Genomic DNA, 17,680 nt, shown 5'->3' with positions numbered 1-17,680 from the left:
TTCCGCATTCAGGCAGTCCGCGGCCCGGCTGCCTGAATGGCTTCCCACACTCTCAGCGGGGTCGCCGGCATGGCAATGTCGGTGACCCCAACGGGGGCCAAGGCGTCGAGAACGGCGTTGATGACTGTCGGTGTGGCGGCGACAGTGCCGCCCTCCCCGACGCCCTTGACGCCGAGCAGATTGGTCGAGCTTGGCACAAGGCTGAAATCGACGCCGATATCCGGCATGATATCGGCGCGCGGCACCGCATAGTCCATGAGCGACCCGGTGACGAACTGGCCGGACTCGTCATAGACGATGTCCTCCATCAATGCCTGGCCCACGCCCTGCACGATGCCGCCATGAATCTGCCCCGCCGAGGTGAGCGGATTGATGATGAAGCCGATATCGTCGACAACCGTATAGCGGTCGAGCGCAACGACGCCGGTTTCGGGATCGATCTCGACTTCGCAGATATGACAGCCATTGGGGAAGCTTGGAACATCCGCCGAGAAGGTTCCCGAGCCGTGCAGGCCGACGCCCAGTTCGTTCGGCAGGCCAAAGGGCATGTACGATCTCTGCGCCACCTGAACGATGGACATCGTCTTGTCGGTGCCGGCGACACTGAACTGGCCTTCCTCGAAGACGATATCGCCCGCGCTCGCTTCCATGAAATGGGCGACGAACTTCTTGCCACGCTCGATGACGTCTTCCGCCGCCACCTTCAGCGCGCTGCCGCCGACGATCATGCTGCGGGAGCCGTAAGTGCCGCGGCCGACGAGCACTTCGTCCGTATCGGCCTGCACCAGGCGCACGCTTTCGAGCGGCACGTTGAGCCATTCCGAAACCATCTGCGCAAACGCGGTCTCATGCCCCTGTCCGTGCGAGACGAGGCCGGAAACCACCGACAGCGTCCCGCTGGGATCGAACTTGATCTCCATGCGGTCGTTGAACATGCCGGTATTGTCGATGTAGTAGGTCAGGCCCCGGCCGCGCAGCTTGCCCACCCCCTGTGATTTGGCGCGTCGGGCCTCGTAGCCATCCCAGTCTGCATTCTTCTGGCACTTTTCCAGCGCGGTGATGAAATCGCCGCTGTCATAGGTCCAGCCCGTCTTGCTGGAATAAGGCATCGCCGACTTGGTGATGAGGTTTTTGGCGCGCAACTCGACCGGGTCCATACCCATCTCGCGCGCTGCCTGCTCGACGATCCGCTCGATCGTATAGACGGCTTCCGGACGGCCCGCCCCCCGGTAGGGAACGGTCGGCGCCGTGTTGGTGAAGACGGCGGATGTCGAGACCGACACGGCGGGAATGTCGTAGACGGTCTGGCCGAGTTTCAGCGCCATGATCAGCGGCACCACCCCGGCGCCTTCGATATAGGCGCCGACATTGTTCAGCGCCGACCAGCGCAGCCCCAGGAACTTGCCATCCGCCGCCAGCGCCAGCTCGGCGGTGACCGTCTGGTCGCGGCCGTGATTGTCGCCCATCAGCGCTTCTGATCGCGTCGCCACCCATTTCACCGGGCGGCCGAGCTTGCGTGCGGCCCAAACGACCGCCGCGTCTTCGGGATAGACCTGCGTCTTCATGCCGAAGCCGCCGCCGACATCGCGCGCCACGACGCGGATCTTGCCCTGCGGCACCCGCAGGATGCGCATGCTCAGCGTCTGCCGCAGGCCGTGCACGTTCTGGGTGCTGGTGTAGAGCGTATAGCGGCCGTTGCCCTCGTCATAATCGCCGATGCAACCCCGCGGCTCCATGGCAAACGCGTTGACGCGGTTGTTGAAGAGTTCCAGCCTTGTGATGTGATGCGCCGCGGCGAACGCCTTCTCGATCTCCCCGCTATTGCCCATCATCAGCCTGAAGGACGTGTTGCCGGGCGCGCCCTCGTAGAGCTGGGGCGCATCGGCCTTCACCGCGTCGGCGGCGCTGATGACCGCCGGCAGGATATCGTAATTCACCTCGATCAGTTCCGCCGCGTCCCTTGCGACGGCTTCAGTGGTGGCGATGACCACCGCCACCCTTTCGCCGACATAGCGGACGCGGTCGAAGGCGAGCGGCCACCGCCTCGTGCGGTACCCTTTCGGCCCGCCCATATCTTCCGGCATGGTTTCCGGTTCGATGGCGCCCAGCCCGTCGGCCTGCCAGTCGGCTCCGGTCAGCACGTCGATCACGCCAGGCAGATCGCGAGCCGCGGACACGTCGACCGACTTGATGTCGGCATGGGCGTGCGGCGAATAGACGAAGGCCGCATAGGCTTGCCGCCCGAGTGTGATGTCGGCGACATATTTGCCGCGTCCGGTCATGAACCGGGGGTCTTCAACGCGTTGAACCGGCTGGCCGATGCCAAATTTGCTAGCGTCAAGGTTCATGATGAAATCCCGTTGCACAAAGACATATCGAGCACGAAACCGTGCCATTGAAAAGCGACCTGACATGGTCCGGGCAGCCAAAATACCCGCGTCCGGGCGCTGCCCGCTTTCACCCCGTCCGCTCCGACTGAAGACCGCCTTCTCGCGCCCGCGCCTTGGTATCGGTCCAGAACAGGGCGATGGCGCACAGCGCCACCAGGCTGCCCCACAGGAGATAGGACGCCGACGCCGTCCTGATCGGCAGGATCGACGGTGACAGATAGATGAAGAGACCGACGACGCTGATAAGCGACTGGATGTGCGTGCGCACCCGGCCCACCACCTCCCCGGCGCAAATCTCCAGGACTCGCCCGTCGCAGACGACCTTGGTGATCGAGAACAGGCAGCCGAGGAAGAAATAGGCGATCATCAGGGATGCCGGCCGCTCCACCGACCAGACGAGCGCCGTCACCAGCCCGAGCAGGATCGCCGACCAGTATTCCACGTTCGACAGCCTGTGCAGGCCGATGAAGCGCGCAAGCAGCAGCGGCGAAAGCACGCCGCCGACGGACCACAAGGCATCGACGATACCGAACAGGCGGCTGTCGCCGCCAAGCTCGTCCTTGACGAAGTTCGGCAAAAGCACGTTGGAAAGCTGGCCGACCGAAAAGCCGATCGCGGTCAGAAGGCCGATGCGCAGCACCGCCGGCATGGCGTTGAGCTCGCGCAGGCCGATGATAACTTCGGTGAAGACAGTGCCCCTGCGCGCCGCATTCACCCGCGCATCGGGCAGGAAATAGATCAGCCCGGCGGCGATGACGCAAAAAAGCGAGCAGAACAGATAGGCCGCGGCCGGCGAGAAATAGTGGATGCCCAGTCCGGCAATGCCCGAACCCGCGATCATGAAGCCCTGGCGGATGCTGCCGGCCATGGCGCTGATGCGCGGCTGGTCCTTGCGTTCGCCCACCGCCTGCTGGATCGCATCCAGCGCGCCGGACATCACCACATAGCCCAATGACGCGCCGGCGGCGACGAACATCAGCGCCCACAGGCTCAAAGGCCAGCCGGCCGAAACCCACAACCACGGGATAAGCGTCGCACAGCCGATCAACAGCTGACCGATGATCGCCAGGTGCCGCCGGCTGTAGCGGTCGATCATCACGCCGACGAACGGACCGCACAGGATGATGACGGCGTGGCTGACGACAAAAATCTGTCCGACCGCGGCAAGTCCGGCCCCGGTCATGGCTGCCGACCACGCCTGGGCGACGATGCAGGCGCCGCGCGTTACATTGGTGAGGGCAAGGGCCGCATAGTAGAAACCGAGTTGGTTAGGTCGCATCGCGGTCAGGCGCTTGCCAGGAACAGCGAGCGGATGTCCGGCACGGCTGTCGTAAACACACGGCGGCGGTGTTCGTACTCGGCAATGGTCTGGCGATCGTGCACCACCTCGCGGGCATACTCCTCCTCGATCATTCTCAGGGCTTCCTCGGGCGTGTAGCTAAGCGGCGCCCTTTCCCGAAGCATGATCGCGTCGGCGCGGTAGATGCGGTCGATGATATCGCAGCCGGCCAGGATGGAATCGCGCTTCGCCTCGTCGGTAAGCCGCTCCGAATTCAGCCAGGTCATCACCTCTCTCACAAGCCCCTGGAAGCGCTCCGGCAGGCGCTTGTAATTCTGGAAAAGCCATTTCGTGCGACCGTTGGTCATGCCGTGCAGATGACACAGGGCCGCCAGCTCGAACCGCATCGTCTCGCGCATGATGTGGAGGCTGGTGTCGTAGTCGCCCGATCCCCACGCGCCCATGATGTCCTTGAACTCGGGATAGCCGCCCTTCCTGTTGCTGTAGAAGATAAAAGCAAGCTTGTTCCAGAAGTCCTCATCGAAGAACGCGGCATATTCGTCGGCGTTCTGGACGCAGCGCCCGACCCTGAGCTTGTGCAGGCCATCGCCCACTCCGTCCGAAAGATGTTGGCGCAGGATCTTGGTGCTGGCCCGGGCACGCTCATAGAGCGAAAGAACCTCGTCCTTCCAGCCTTCCACTTCCGCGCGCGTCAGGTACTCGACGTCGAAACCGAAACCTCCCGCGGAAAGATAGTCGTAATAGGCGCGGACCCTGCCGCCGTCATGAGCGATATAAGACCGCGGCCCCACACGCTGCGCATCGGGAAGCTCATCGCCGATGACGTAAAGATCGATGTCCGAGTGCTTGTTGCCGATCCCCTCGACCAGAGTGCCGGAAAGCACAACCATGTCACCCGGCAGCGCGCAGGCCCGCTCGAATATCTCCTGCTCCGACACCACGAGCTGGCCGCCAAGAAACTCGTATATCCGGCCACCTGTCGAATCGAGCTTTGCTTTCGCGGCCTCGCTCATCTTTCAGGTCCTCCAATACTGCGCATGGCGTCGTTTCCGCCATGCGTCTCTCAGGTCAGTCCCAGCAGCCGGTCCGCATTGCCATGTGCGATTTTGGCGACGTCGGCAGGCGCCAGCGCGATCTTGTCCAGAAAATGCCGGCCTTCTTCGTTGCTGCTGAAGGGGTAATCTATGGAAAACATCACCCGGTCGATGCCGAACGTATCGATGGCGACCTTGAGGGCCGGCTGGCTGAAAACCCCGCTGGTCGTCAGATGGACCTGTTCGAGCATCGTCTGCCGGAGCGGCCGCTCGATGCCGACGAAATCCGGCACGAAGAGTTCGTCGCAGCGATCGAGCATCATCGGCAGCATTTCACCCATATGACCGATGATGAGCTGCAGCGAGGGGTGACGATCCAGGCAGCCGGCAGCGATCAGCCGCAAGACGTGGATCGCAGTCTCGGCGTGCCAGCCGAAACCGGCCATCGCCAGCAGCATGTTCACCGGCGGCTTCAAACCGCTGAAATAGGCGTCGCGCACTGCCTTGGGCGGAATGCCGGGATGGATGTAAAGCGGCACCTTGAGCTGTTCGGCGCGCGCGAGGATGGGCTCGAAGGACTCGTGATCCAGGAACAGATCGTCGGTCAGGCCGCTTATCAGGGCGCCGACGAAGCCGAACTCGTTGACGGTGCGCGCCAGTTCGTCGGCCGACGCCTGCGGGCTCGTCATCGGCAGATGCGCGAACGCCGCGAAACGGCCCGGATGGGCCTTCATTTTCTCGGCGACGGTGTCGTTGTATTCGCGGGCCATCGCAATGCCCGCCTCGCCCTCGACCAGGTCGGCCGCGGGACCCAGAACGGAAAGCACCTGCACGGTGATGCCGCTCTCGTCCATCAGCCTGATGCGCTCGTCGTCCATGTCGTTGAGCTGGCGAACCCAGTTTTCTATGCCGGGCTGGCGCGCCTGCTTGGAATACCCTCTTTTTTCCTTCGCAGCCGGATCGATCCGGTCGGTAAAGGACGAAAAGCGAACGTGTTCTTCGAGAGAGACTATGCGCATGGATGCTTCCTGGGATTCGTCACGGTCCAGGCTACAGCCTTACCCGCCACGAAGGCCGGCGAAAACAGCCGATCCCGAAAATGAAAACCCTTGCCGGCCAACTTAAGGACAACGGCAAGGTTCAAGAATTCACCAAATCTGCCGCAAGCAAGCCGCGATATCCGGTCAGCCATCTGGGATGCTCCCACCGAAAATCGGCGGAAGCATCCCAGAAAAGAGAACCGGTTGGGATCGGAAGCCTCAGAGAGGCTTCTTCTCCGGCAGCACGTGGCGCCACTTGTCCATTTCACCACCAGGTGAAGTGATAAGGTTCGCTTCACCTGCCGTGTCGATGATGACCTCGGCGGCAGGCGGAATGTTCAGGAATTCCATGTGCTGGGTGGCGCAGTAACACCCCACGTCCATGACAAGCACAAAATCCTCCGGACCGACGGTGCTCGGCGCGGTATATTCGCCCGGCAGAACGTAGTCGTGGCGCAGGATGCCGCGCCCACGGATGGCGACATCGATCGCATCCTTGTCGGCGGGAATTTCCTTCATGTTCTTGTCGAGGAACTTCACATTGTGGTGACGTTCCTTGTACTGAGCCGAAGGAATGAGCACACGCGAACCGTTGGTCAGGACCTGGTAGTTGCCCGGGTTCTTGATCGGCTCACGCTTGATGCTCAGCAACAGCGCGGCGCAATCGCCGAGAAGGTCGCGGGCCGGCTCGAACCAGAACTTCACGTGCTCGCCAACGCCGTAATTCTTGGCGATTTCGCGCAGGCGAACGAAATATTCGTCCCACTCGAAGTGCTTCTTTTCCTCTTCGAGCTCTTCGTAGCTGAAGGCATAGCCGCCAGCGAAGTTGATCGCCGAGGCCTCCGGGAAGTAGGTCTTGTGGATCATGAAGACCTGCTCGAGGATGCCGACCATGCCGCCAAGCGAATTGCCGCTGCCGCAATAGAGTTCGAAGCAGTCGAGCTTGCGGTTGCTCTTGTCGAGCAGCGCACGCAGTTCGCTGAGCTGGCTGTACTTGATGCCGGGCTTGCCGGAACCAAGGCTGTCCAGGCGAACGTTGATCGAGGCCTTCGGATGGTTCTTGATCAGGTAGGAAATCTCGTCGAGGCTCGACAGGAACATCGGGTCGCCGGTCGGCGCCCAGAAGTCGATGTCGGCATTGGAGACGTGGCCGGGCGAGATGATGAATTTGTCGAAGCCATGCTGCTTCTTGAGCAGCTTGTATTCTGCCGGAAGCTGAAGCAGGACGCCGACATTGAGCTGCTGGAACGGCTTGATGACATGCGGGTTGGAATTCGGGAAGAACGGAACGAAAAGCTCCACCCTTTTGTCGATTCCGGCCGCGAGGGCGGCGTGCTTGATGCGCCTGACATTCTTGATCAGATGGGCTTCGCTGTAGACGAAAGCCGGCGTGCCGACAGTGTCGGCCACGGTCTTAAGATTATGGCTCTCGAGCCATGTGTTCGACAACCTATCGGCGCTTGGCGCCTTACTAACTTCCGCCATTTTGTCGTTCATTAAGCAACCCTCTTCATAAAGATGTCATGCCTCTGTCAAATTTGAGAACTTTCTTCCTTGATAAGCAAGCTCTTTTTTGATCTCGGCTCCTTTTTTTGATCCGCTGGACCCCAATCTCTCTTTTTTGATCCGCTAGATTGACCGAGTTGAAGCGTTCCGATACTTTTTTTAACATTGAAACTCAGACACATTGGTCCGCGCGCGGCTTCGGCCGCCTTACCCCATAACCGCGTCATGCAAATTTTCGCATGACGTCATCCAACCGCTATGAGGCACCCCTTTCATGTTGACGCAGGTTTACGAAGCAGCCACGCCCGATGACGCCCGCCGCATGTGCGAGATCGGCCTCGATCACGTCGGACTGATCATCGGATCCGGCGAGTATCCGCGCGAACTTCCGTTCGATCAGGCCAGGGAAATTGCGGCGGAAATCAAGGGGCCTTCGAAATTCCTGGCTCTTTTCATGAGCAGCAATGTCGATTTCATCGCCGACTGGGTTGCTCGTCTGAAGGCGCCTGTCCTTCACCTGGGCGCGCATGCCGACAAGATCACGCCGGCCGATGTCGCCTCGCTCAAGCGCCAGTTGCCCAACACCAAGCTGATGCGCAGCATTCCCATGACCGGCGAGGAAAGCATCGAAATCGCCAGGAGCTATGAAAACATCGCCGACTTCCTGCTTCTCGACAGCATCGCCGCCAACGGCCAGTTCGGCGCCCTCGGCGTCACCCACGACTGGAATGTCAGCCGCAAGATCGTCGAACAGGTGAAGACCCCTGTAATCCTGGCCGGCGGCCTGCACCCCGGCAACGTTGCCGAGGCCATACGCAAGGTCAGGCCTTTCGGCGTCGACTCCTTCTCCAAGACGAACCGCAATGACGGTTCGTTCCGCAAGGATTTTGACCTGGTTCGACGCTTCCATGAAGAAGCCCGGGCGGCGTTGGGATAATTCCCGTCACACCAGCCGCGGCAGGCCGCATTTCTGCCGCTGGCTGTTATTAATCGGTTTAGTTCAAACACCCGGCCATGCGCTTTATCGCAGCGGCCGGGTTTCTTTTAAATGCTTTCCTGGACCCGCTTCACCGAAGTGATCGTGTCCTCGAGACTGGCTTCCTTCCAGATCGGATCGCCGGTCCAGCGCTCGGTCAGCGCCCGGTACATCGCGGTCATCGGCGGGATCAGCTGCGGCGGCGCCTTTTCCATCTTCGGCCAGCTGTCGCGCGGCACCTTCGTCGCCGCCCAATGGCGCACCTGGCCGCCGAGATCGATACGGGCGTAATAGTCGCGCAGGATTTGCTTGCCGACGTGGAAATCGCCGAGCAGGAAGCGGTTCTCGTCGGCGGTGCCCGCCGTATCGACAAGAATGATCTCCCCGTCGGCGGCGATGCCGAACTCGAATTTCCCGTCGCTGTGGTCGAGGCCGACTTTGGACGCGTGCTTTGTCAGCACATCGTCGATCTGGATGGTCAGCTGCTTGACCCGATCCATCTGCGCGTCCGAAAGAAGCGCGACATCCTTCGCCTCGTCCTCGGTGATGAACCGGTCGATCTCTTCCAGCTTGGTGGTGAACTCGATCACCGGGCGCGGCAACCGGTCGGCCGGCTTCGGCATCTTGGTCAGGCCGAGCGACTCCAGCGAGATTTCTCCGCTGTCGAGGCGGCGGAAAGCCGACGATCCGGGCGGCAGCGAATTGCGGAAGATCACCTGCAACGGGATCAGGCAGTTGCGGGCGTTGCGGTAGAGTGCGCCATCGGCCGGATCGAGCACCCGCAGCAGTTGGAACTCTATACGGTTCGGCGGCAGGAACCGCAGGAAATGCGTCCGGATGCCATGCTCTTTCAGAAGAGCGAAATTGGCGACCGCCATGCGGCAAAGCGCTTCGCCCTTGCCGGGAATCTTGTCCGGCATCTTGCCGTAATGAAAAATCGAATAATCGTCGGTGAAATCGAAAATGCCGATACCCTCGGCATTATCGGTCGGCGCCTGCACGACGGTTAAATTCTTGGTGGACCACTTTTTTGGCATGGCCGGATATGCAACTCGTTACTGGCGCCGGAATATGGCGCGATTGACTGTTACTTGGACGCAAAAGCCCAGTCTGGAACACGCTCCACAGACGCCGCCGTATTGGTGGCGCGCGTGAACCAGTAGTCGCTGACGGTGCCTTCCTGCTTCATTTCCTTCAGCCATCCCACCGCCTTCGATGGGTTGCGCGTGAAGCTGAAGCAGCCCGGACCCATGCTGCTCATGCCGATCGCGTCGATGCCGTTCTTGCGCGACTCGTTGAGAACCTTGTGGACCTTCGGGTTCTGGATTCCGATCTGCTTCTGCTTGAAGTAGGTGTCGAAGGTGATGCGGTTGAAGGCGATGCAGAACGCCTCGTAGTCGCCTTCCACCACGGCGGGCGCCAACCCCATGAACACGGCATGCGCGGTCTTGCGCGCCTCCACCAGCGGGATCGGCAGTTCCTTGCGGAAGAAGTCGGCTTCCGGCTGGCCATGGATATGCTCGCCGGCCGGCATGATCATCAGGATCGGCCAGTTCGGAAACGCCGTGGAAACCAGAACAGGCGGCTTGCGGCCGGCGCGCGCGAAGCGGCTGGGGACCAGATACTTCTTCGGATCGTCGGAAAAATCGTTGGTCACCCGGTGGCCGCCGTCGCAGATGAAGCCGCCGCGGTCCGTCAGGTTGACGCTGCCGCCGGAGGTGCCGGCGCGGCCGGCATAGATGGCGATCTCCTCGGTCGTCATGTTGCGCTCGTTGAGCGCGGCGTAGGCCTTGCCGATGCTGAGCAGCGCCGTGGTCTTGGAACCGAAGCCGCTGTGGCGGGGCAAGCCGGCCTCGACGACGATCTTGGCCGGATCGCCCTTGATGCCCCGGCGCAGACGCTGCAGGTAATCCTCGAAGATTTCCTTGTAGTCCGACGCGTTGTCGTCAGTGACCACACTCATCTTCTTGGAAGGCGTGGCCAGAACGCGGAAACTCGGCGCGGCGACGGCCAGCGAAGCCATGCCGTTCTTGCGGCCCATTTCACCATTCAGATCGATCAGCGTGAAGCTGAGGCGTGCTGCAGACGTGACACGAACCGACCATCCCTCATCGCCCGACCGCAATTCAGAAAAACTGGGTGCTGGTCCGGCTGAAAGCGTCGAAGCGTCTGGTCCTGCCCGCATTACGATATCCACACCCGTTTCTGAGCCTGTCGCATTATTGCGATTTTTCGCAGATTAGGAACACGGCTAATCACTGTCAACGACCAAACCGGGACGCGGCGGGATTTGTCGGGCGGCAGCAGGCGCCGCCCGCCGGTCAGAGTTTTTTGCGTGGCGTGGGGTCGAGATTGAAGATCCGCGCCGCGTTCAACCCAAGGATGTTGCGCTTGGCCTGCTCGGACAGGAACGGCAGGTCGTAGATGGTCGAGGGCAGGTCGAAGTCGAAATGCGGCCAGTCCGAAGCGAACAGCAGCTGCGTCTCGGCATTGATCATGTCGAGCGTCACCTTCAGCGCATCAGGATGCGTCGTCTCCATCGGCTGCGTCGTATACCAGCAGTTCTGCCGCATATATTCGCTCGGCAACTTCTTGAGCTGGGGCGCTTCGGACTGGCGCATCAGGTACTGATCGTCCAGTCGCTGCATCAGGAAGGGAACCCAGGCCAGACCGCTCTCCACCCATATGGACTTCAGCCTGGGGAAGCGCTCCGGAATGCCGTTCAGGATCCAGTTCGTCATGTGGACCATATTGCACCAGACGAAGCCCAGCGCGTGCATGCCGAGGAACCGGTTGACGGTCATCAGCGACGGGTCCTGCCAGTGGTAGCCGGAGTGGAACGCGATCGGTTTGTCGAATTCCTGCATCACCGAATAGAGTTCCATATAGTCGTTGTGATGCACCGGCTTGTACCGCGTGCTGGTGACGCAGAAGCCGATGACGCTGTCGTGGTGGCCAACCTCCCTGACCGTTCGCACCGCCTCTTCCGGTGTGTTGAACGGGATATAGGCCAGCGTCTTGATGCGGTCGTCCGCCGCCAGGATGCGCTCGATCATGAAGCGGTTGTAGGCGCGGCCCAGCCACACCTCCATCTCGGGCTGCGGATGCATGCCAAGGAACAACATCGGCGTCGGGAACACGACCATATAGTCGATGCCGAGCGAATTCATCGCCCTTTGCGTCAGCACGACGTCGCGATGCACATCCGTCTCGCTGACGGTCTCGCGCCGGTCGTCGCTCATCGGTATGCGGCCGCCGACAGACTGGTAGCGAAGGCCGAAATCGCCGTTCAGCCCATAGGGCGGCGCACCCATGCGCTGCTTGTAGTAGCGGATGGCGTTGTCCTTCACGACCGGATCTTCAATGTACTGGATGATCTCGTGCCAGGATATTGACTCGATATGGTGGGCGTCGATGTCGCAGATCAGCCAATCCTCGAAGCCGCGCTTCTTGGCGTCCTTGCGGGCATGGTCGAGGATGTCGCGCGTATCGGTGTGGATGCCGATGGTTTGAACCGGCATGGGTTCCCCAGGGCGGGAAAGCGGGGTCGCATCGTTCATCGTCTTCTACCTTCAGCCTTGCTCATCGTCGCGATAGGTGTCCTCGTCCGGACGCCTGCGATACCAGAGCGCGAGTTCCATGGGTCCCAGTTTCAGGGCCCGCAAAAGTTCGGCCACAGCCGTCAGCACTTCGGTCGCGGTCAGTTCCTCGTCGCCGCGCCCTGCAACCGGCTTGAACGTTCTCTCCTCGCCGTCGGACTTGGCGTAGTAGAGCCGCACCGCGGCCGTCATCAACTGCGCGACTGCCTCGTCGGAAATGCGGGAAGCCTCGCCCTTTCCGACCAGATCCCGACTTGAAGCAAGCAGTTTTGCCGCTGCTTCGTCGACCCAGGCGTATTCGTCATTCCGCCGCGGATCGTTCGGGTTCAACATAAACTTCTCCATTGCGGACTACCAGGTCGGCCTTGCGCAGCTTGATCCCCGAATGTCCGGGATGCGCGCCGGTCCTGATATCGTATTCATATCCATGCCACGGACAGACAACGTGGGTATCATGCTCATGATATTGCAACGTGCGCACCTTGCCGTCCGTTCCAAACGGCTCAAGCACCCGCTTCATGATCACGCCCTGGCATACGGGTCCGCCCCGATGGGCGCATTCATTGTGCCAGGCGTAGAGTTCGCCATCGAGCTTGAAGATGCCGATTTCGTCCTCGCCGCACTGGATCAGCTTGCGTCCGCCCTCTTCGATATCATCGATATTGCCAACGTGATATTCAGTCATTCTTTGTCTCAGAATAGATACGAATTTCTAATCTCATAATGGACACCTTGGCGCGCGGGGGCAAGGTGCTGATGCATCACAAACTGCCGTGCCGGCAAAATCGGCCCAGGCTTCCGTTCAATGGCGAAACAGCCTCATGCCGGTGAACACCATGGCGATGCCATGCTCGTCGGCGGCCTTGATCACCTCCTCGTCGCGAACCGAGCTGCCCTGCTGGATGATCGCCGTAGCGCCGGCTTCCACAGCGACAAGCAGGCTGTCCGCAAAGGGAAGAAAAGCATCGGAAGCCATCACCGATCCCTTGACCAGCGAACCGGACGCTTGCGCGGTCTTCGCCGCGTCCTCGGCTTTGAGCACGCCTATGCGGGCAGAATCGACGCGGCTGGTCTGGCCGGCGCCTATCCCCACCGTCGCGCCATCGCGTGCATAGAGAACGGCGTTCGACTTGACGTGCTTGACCACCCGAAAGGCAAAGCGCAGGTCGTCGAGTTCCTTTTCGGTCGGCTGGCGTTTCGTCACCACCTTGAAGTCCATGTCTTCCACCACCGCATTGTCGCGGGATTGGACGAGCATGCCGCCCGCTACCGACTTGAACGTGATGCCGGCGCCGCGCGGATCGGGAAGATCGCCAGCCAGCAGCAGCCGCAGGTTCTTCTTGGCGCCGATGATGGCGATCGCTTCCTTGCTGGCGTCGGGCGCGATGATGACTTCGGTGAATATCTCGGTGATCGCGCGCGCCGTCTCCGCGTCGATCGCCCGGTTCATCGCCACCACGCCGCCGAAGGCTGAGGTCGGATCGGTCGCCAGCGCCTTCCGGTATGCGCCGAGCAAGCTTTCGTCCTCCGCCACGCCACAGGGATTGGCATGTTTGACGATGACGCAGGCAGCTGTGCGCGCCGGATCGAACTCCGCCGCGCATTGATAGGCGGCGTCGGCATCGACGATGTTGTTGTAGGAAAGCTGCTTGCCCTGCACCTGCCGCGCCGTGGCGACGCCGGGGCGCTTTTCGGCGGTGTGATAGAAGGCGGCGCTCTGATGCGGGTTCTCGCCGTAGCGCAAGGTCTCGGCCAGCGTGCCGCCGACGGTCAACCAGTCCTGCGTTTTTTCATCGACCTGATCGGCGAACCAGCCGGCAATCGCCGCATCGTAGGCGGCGGTCCGCGCAAACGCCTTGGCCGCCAGGCGGCGGCGAAGCTTTAGCGTTGTATCGCCATCATTGTCGCTGAGATCGTCGAGCACGGCGGCATAATCAGCCGGGTCGACGACGACAACGACATCGGCATGGTTCTTGGCAGCCGCCCGGACCATGGCAACGCCGCCTATGTCGACATTTTCGACGCAATCCTCGAAGGAGGCGCCGGACCGCGCCGTCTCCTCGAACGGATAGAAATTGGAGACCAGAAGGTCGATCTGCGGAATCCCGTGCTGGCGCATCGCTGCCTGATGCTGGTGATCGTCCCGCTTGGCCAGCAGGCCGCCATGCACCTTGGGATGCAGCGCCTTGACGCGCCCGTCCATGATCTCGGGGAAGCCGGTCAATTCGGCGATGTCCAGTACGGTCAGGCCGGCATTCGTCAAAGCCTTGCGCGTGCCGCCGGTGGACACCAGCTGAATGCCCCTGCCCGACAACGCGCGGGCGAACTCGACGATGCCGGTCTTGTCCGAGACCGAAAGCAGGGCACGGCCAACCACGCGCTTGTGCGACGCCGCGACGGATGATTTTCGATGCGATAAAGTCAAGGCAACCTCTTTTGTTTCCCGGCGCAGTGCGCGATTGCGTCGATGATCTGGGTGTATCCGGTGCATCGGCACACATTGGCGCCCATCCACTCGATGATGTCCTGCCGGCTCGGGTCGGGCTTCGCGTCAAGAAGCGCTGTCGCCAGCATAATCATGCCGCTGGAGCAGAACCCGCACTGGAAAACCGACTCGTCCAGGAACGCCTGCTGCAGCGGATGCAGCCGGCCATCGGCATCCGCCAGCCCTTCGATGGTCGAAATCGCGCCGCCATCGGCCTCGAAGGCAAGCGTCGCGCAGGCCGCCACCGGCAGGCCGTCCAGCAGCACCGTGCACGCTCCGCACGCGGCATGGTCGCAGGCGACGCGCGTGCCTGTCAGCTGATGCTCACGGCGCAGGAAATCGACAAGCACGCGGCTTTCCTCGACCTCGCCGCTCCAGGCCTCGCCATTGATCGTGCAGCTGATCTCAACCACGGCGCATCCTTTCCAGCAACCGCGGCAGCACGGCTGACAGATAGTCGGCGTGGGAGCCCGAAAGGGCAGGAATTTCGGCCTTGTCGCCGACCGCGACCAGCGGATTGCGGCCGAGACCGCCGAGCGCGACGATGACGCGCCCGTCGGCGAAGTCGCCGCGCACGACCAGTGCATAATCCCGCAACGACCGGTAGATGCTGAGCCGGATTTTTCCGGGCTCCGCTATGGCCACATGCAGCAGGAGACCGCTGGTATCGACCGCCTTCCCTGCGGGCACCGGGCGCGCGCCGCCATCGACATCGCCAAACACGGCCTCAGCCCCACAGGCCGCCAGAATGGTCGCCGCCTCATAGGCTGGCATGGCCGCCATCAGATTGCCGCCCACCGTGCCGCGCGCCCTGATCCGCACATTGCCGATCCCGCTCCATATCCGCGCCAGGTCGGGGAAGACCGCGTTCACCTGCGTATCCGAGGATACGCAGCGATGCGTGGCGCCAGCGCCGATCCTGAGTGTCTGTCCGTCGAAAGACACAGCCTTCAGCGCCTCGACCCGCGACAGGCTCGCAATGCAGCGAGGCGAAAGTCCGGCCTTCATGCGGTCGACCAGATCGAGGCCGCCGCCCATCACGGTTGCGCCTTCGCGCATCAGCGCCAGCGTCTCGTCCACCGTGGAAGGCCGCGCCAGTTCGAAGTGCGCGATGCGGAAGCCGGAATGGCTGCCGACCAGCTCCGCAGGCGATGATGGCCCTGCTGTGGTCACTTCTGAACCCCATTCGCCGACCGGGAACCCTGCAGCGCCTTGAACAGATCCGCCGCCGTCATCGGCAACGCCGTCAGCCGCGCGCCGACCGCATCGTCGATAGCGTTGGCGATTGCCGCCGCGATCGGCAGGATGCCGGCCTCGCCGATGCCCTTGGCGCCGAACGGCCCCGGCCCGCCGCCGGTCTCCAGCACGATGGCCTGCACCTCGTCCGGCAGATCGACGGTTCGCGGCACCCGATAGCGCTGGCCGGTGGCGTTGACGGCATCCGCGCCCTCGAAGCGCAGACATTCGAACAGCGCCTGTCCGTAGCCCTGGATCGCCGCGCCGATGATCTGCCCCTTGCACTTCGCCAGATCGATAGCCCGGCCCGCATCGGCCGCCACGACCAGCTTGCAAACCTTGATCGCGGCGGTGATCTCGTCGATCTCCACTTCCGCCGCCGCCCAGGCCGGCTGCCAGTAGAGCGGGTTCGACCCGAATTTGATGCCCGCCTTGCGGGCATGCGCCTGTTCGCCGCTGCCGACCACGATCGGCGCGTTACTGCCGGCCTTGAGTTGCTCCAGCACGTGTCGCGCCGCCCGCTCGACCGCACCGGCGCCGAGCACGACGCCGGTGCAGGCATTGGTGCCGTCGTCATAGGGCGTCACGTCGGTATCGGTGCCGGTGATCCGCACCTGTTCCGGCGCGATGCCCAGCACCTCGCCGACCACCCTTGCGGCAACGGCGCGCGCGCCCTGCCCCATTTCGGCGGTGCCGAATTCGACGACCGTCTCGCCATGCGGATCGTGGCTGATGCGCGCCTCGGAACGCCGTCCGTGCGCGCCGGCGCTCTTGAACCCGACCGCCAGCCCGACGCCCCTGTTGGCCGGACGTGGCGCTTTGAAAGCGATCGCCTCGGCGACGCTTTCCAGCCCGCCGATGAAATCGCAATCGATGGGCGTGTCCTCCGGCAGGTAGTCCTTGCTGCGGGCCACCAGGTTCCTGCGGCGTATAGCCAGCGGATCGAGCGCCAGCCGCCGCGCGATCATGTCGACCTGTGACTCGGAAGCCCATGTCGCCTGCGGCCTGCCATAGCCGCGGAACGAGCCGGATGGGATGGTGGTCGTGCGCAGCACCGAAACCTCGATGCGCGCGGCCTCCCATTTGTAGGGACCGGGAAAGCAATAGCCGAGCTGCGAGGCGACAAGCACGCTGGCGTCGGCATAGGCGCCGCCGTTCAACCAGGCCTTGCAATCACGCGCGATCAGCCGGCCGTCGGCCGAGACGCCGGTTCGAAGCCGCATGGTCGCCGGATGCTGGCTGAGGCTGAGCATCGCCTCGTCCATGCCGGGCGCAAGCCGGACCGGGCATCCCGCCTTGCGCGCCAGAAGCACGGCGAGAGGCTCGATCTTGCAATGGCTCTTGGCGCCGAAGCCGCCGCCGATCAGTCCGGAATAAACCCGGATCGCCTCTTCGGCCATGCCGAAGACTCGGGCGATCTCGCGCTTGATCTCGAACGGCTCCTGCGTGTTGCTCCACAGCTCGACGCTCGCGGCATCAGCCCGCGCAATCGCAACCAGCGGCTCAAGATGATAATGCGCCATGCGGGAGAATTCGAACGCGTCTTCATAGACGTGGTCGCACGCGGCAAACGCCGCCTCCAGATCGCCGAAGCTGTGTTCGAAGCGGTAGAGGACGTTGCCCTCCGGCTCCATGAAGCCGCCGACGCCCGGATTGTAGGTCTGCGTCCCCGAACGCTGTGGAAACAACAGTGGCGCATCCGCCGCCATCGCATCCTCGACGGTAGGCACCGGCTTCAACGCCTCGTACTCCACCTCGATGTTTGCCAGCGCGGCATAGGCGGTCGCTTCGTCCACGGCGATCACCGCCGCCACCGGGTCGCCGATGTGCCGGACCCTGTCGATGGCAATCAGCGGCTGGTCGCGCACGAACATGCCGTAATATGGATCAAGCCCTTCGAGGTCGCGGGCCGTGACGACCGCGATCACGCCAGGCATAGCCTCCGCGGCATCGCTGTTCAGCCTGACGATGCGCGCATGGGCGAGAGGACTGCGGAGCAGCTTGGCGTGCGCCATGCCCGGCAGCACAAGGTCCGACACGTAGTCGGCGCGGCCGGTGACCTTGCGCACCTCATGTTCAAGATAGGAAGCCGCCGCTGAAGCCAAACTGCCTCT

At 62.5% G+C, this 17,680-nt stretch carries 15 protein-coding genes; 1 reads left to right on the top strand and 14 read right to left on the bottom strand.

Going from position 1 to position 17,680, the window contains the following annotated elements; translation table 11 throughout:
• Positions 1-8: 8 nt before the first annotated feature.
• The 5 genes from J2X35_RS16580 to J2X35_RS16560 form a co-directional block, all read right to left on the bottom strand.
• Positions 9-2,348 (bottom strand): xanthine dehydrogenase family protein molybdopterin-binding subunit, encoded by a 2,340-nt coding sequence (locus J2X35_RS16580; protein ID WP_310187464.1) that lies wholly within the window; start codon positions 2,346-2,348, stop codon positions 9-11.
• Positions 2,349-2,457: 109 nt separating this feature from the next.
• Positions 2,458-3,669, bottom strand: coding sequence for an MFS transporter (locus J2X35_RS16575; RefSeq protein WP_310187462.1), 1,212 nt, complete (start codon positions 3,667-3,669; stop codon positions 2,458-2,460).
• A 5-nt stretch (positions 3,670-3,674) separates the two neighbouring features.
• A complete protein-coding gene (locus tag J2X35_RS16570; RefSeq protein WP_310187461.1) occupies positions 3,675-4,703 on the bottom strand; it encodes a hypothetical protein in 1,029 nt (342 codons plus the stop codon).
• A 50-nt stretch (positions 4,704-4,753) separates the two neighbouring features.
• Positions 4,754-5,743, bottom strand: coding sequence for an amidohydrolase family protein (locus J2X35_RS16565; protein ID WP_056111458.1), 990 nt, complete (start codon positions 5,741-5,743; stop codon positions 4,754-4,756).
• Between the two features lie 240 nt (positions 5,744-5,983).
• Complete coding sequence (locus J2X35_RS16560; protein ID WP_056111461.1) at positions 5,984-7,261, bottom strand: hypothetical protein; 1,278 nt, start codon at positions 7,259-7,261, stop codon at positions 5,984-5,986.
• Between the two features lie 283 nt (positions 7,262-7,544).
• Between J2X35_RS16560 and J2X35_RS16555 the strand changes: the two genes are divergently transcribed.
• The gene (locus J2X35_RS16555; RefSeq protein ID WP_056111464.1) at positions 7,545-8,207 is read left to right on the top strand and encodes a phosphoribosylanthranilate isomerase; all 663 of its coding nucleotides are present in this window, start codon (positions 7,545-7,547) and stop codon (positions 8,205-8,207) included.
• Between the two features lie 107 nt (positions 8,208-8,314).
• On the opposite strand, the gene J2X35_RS16550 is transcribed toward J2X35_RS16555, so the two are convergent.
• The 9 genes from J2X35_RS16550 to J2X35_RS16510 form a co-directional block, all read right to left on the bottom strand.
• Positions 8,315-9,283 carry a phosphoribosylaminoimidazolesuccinocarboxamide synthase gene (locus tag J2X35_RS16550; protein ID WP_310187458.1) on the bottom strand — a complete coding sequence of 323 codons (969 nt, stop codon included), beginning with the start codon at positions 9,281-9,283 and terminating at the stop codon, positions 8,315-8,317.
• Positions 9,284-9,333: 50 nt separating this feature from the next.
• Positions 9,334-10,431, bottom strand: coding sequence for a beta-ribofuranosylaminobenzene 5'-phosphate synthase family protein (locus J2X35_RS16545; RefSeq protein WP_082542441.1), 1,098 nt, complete (start codon positions 10,429-10,431; stop codon positions 9,334-9,336).
• 136 nt (positions 10,432-10,567) lie between these two features.
• Positions 10,568-11,767 (bottom strand): amidohydrolase family protein, encoded by a 1,200-nt coding sequence (locus J2X35_RS16540; RefSeq protein WP_310187457.1) that lies wholly within the window; start codon positions 11,765-11,767, stop codon positions 10,568-10,570.
• Positions 11,768-11,818: 51 nt separating this feature from the next.
• The gene (locus tag J2X35_RS16535; RefSeq protein ID WP_056111478.1) at positions 11,819-12,178 is read right to left on the bottom strand and encodes a hypothetical protein; all 360 of its coding nucleotides are present in this window, start codon (positions 12,176-12,178) and stop codon (positions 11,819-11,821) included.
• Entirely contained in the window at positions 12,147-12,530 is a 384-nt protein-coding gene (locus J2X35_RS16530) for a Rieske 2Fe-2S domain-containing protein (protein WP_310187455.1), read from the bottom strand. The genes J2X35_RS16535 and J2X35_RS16530 overlap by 32 nt, the downstream gene beginning before the upstream one ends.
• A gap of 117 nt (positions 12,531-12,647) precedes the next feature.
• Positions 12,648-14,336: a bifunctional phosphoribosylaminoimidazolecarboxamide formyltransferase/IMP cyclohydrolase gene (gene purH, locus J2X35_RS16525; RefSeq protein WP_310187453.1), complete on the bottom strand. Its 1,689-nt coding sequence runs from the start codon at positions 14,334-14,336 to the stop codon at positions 12,648-12,650.
• Complete coding sequence (locus J2X35_RS16520) at positions 14,267-14,743, bottom strand: 2Fe-2S iron-sulfur cluster-binding protein (protein ID WP_310187451.1); 477 nt, start codon at positions 14,741-14,743, stop codon at positions 14,267-14,269. The genes purH and J2X35_RS16520 overlap by 70 nt, the downstream gene beginning before the upstream one ends.
• Positions 14,736-15,503: an FAD binding domain-containing protein gene (locus J2X35_RS16515; protein WP_310187449.1), complete on the bottom strand. Its 768-nt coding sequence runs from the start codon at positions 15,501-15,503 to the stop codon at positions 14,736-14,738. Before J2X35_RS16515 ends, J2X35_RS16520 begins: the two co-directional genes overlap by 8 nt.
• Complete coding sequence (locus J2X35_RS16510) at positions 15,500-17,671, bottom strand: xanthine dehydrogenase family protein molybdopterin-binding subunit (protein WP_310187448.1); 2,172 nt, start codon at positions 17,669-17,671, stop codon at positions 15,500-15,502. Before J2X35_RS16510 ends, J2X35_RS16515 begins: the two co-directional genes overlap by 4 nt.
• Between the last annotated feature and the right edge of the window lie 9 nt (positions 17,672-17,680).

The organism is Mesorhizobium sp. BE184 (assembly GCF_031457045.1).
GTDB lineage: Bacteria > Pseudomonadota > Alphaproteobacteria > Rhizobiales > Rhizobiaceae > Mesorhizobium.
Note: the sequence above shows the minus strand (reverse complement) of the source record. Positions and strands in the feature narration are given on the sequence as shown.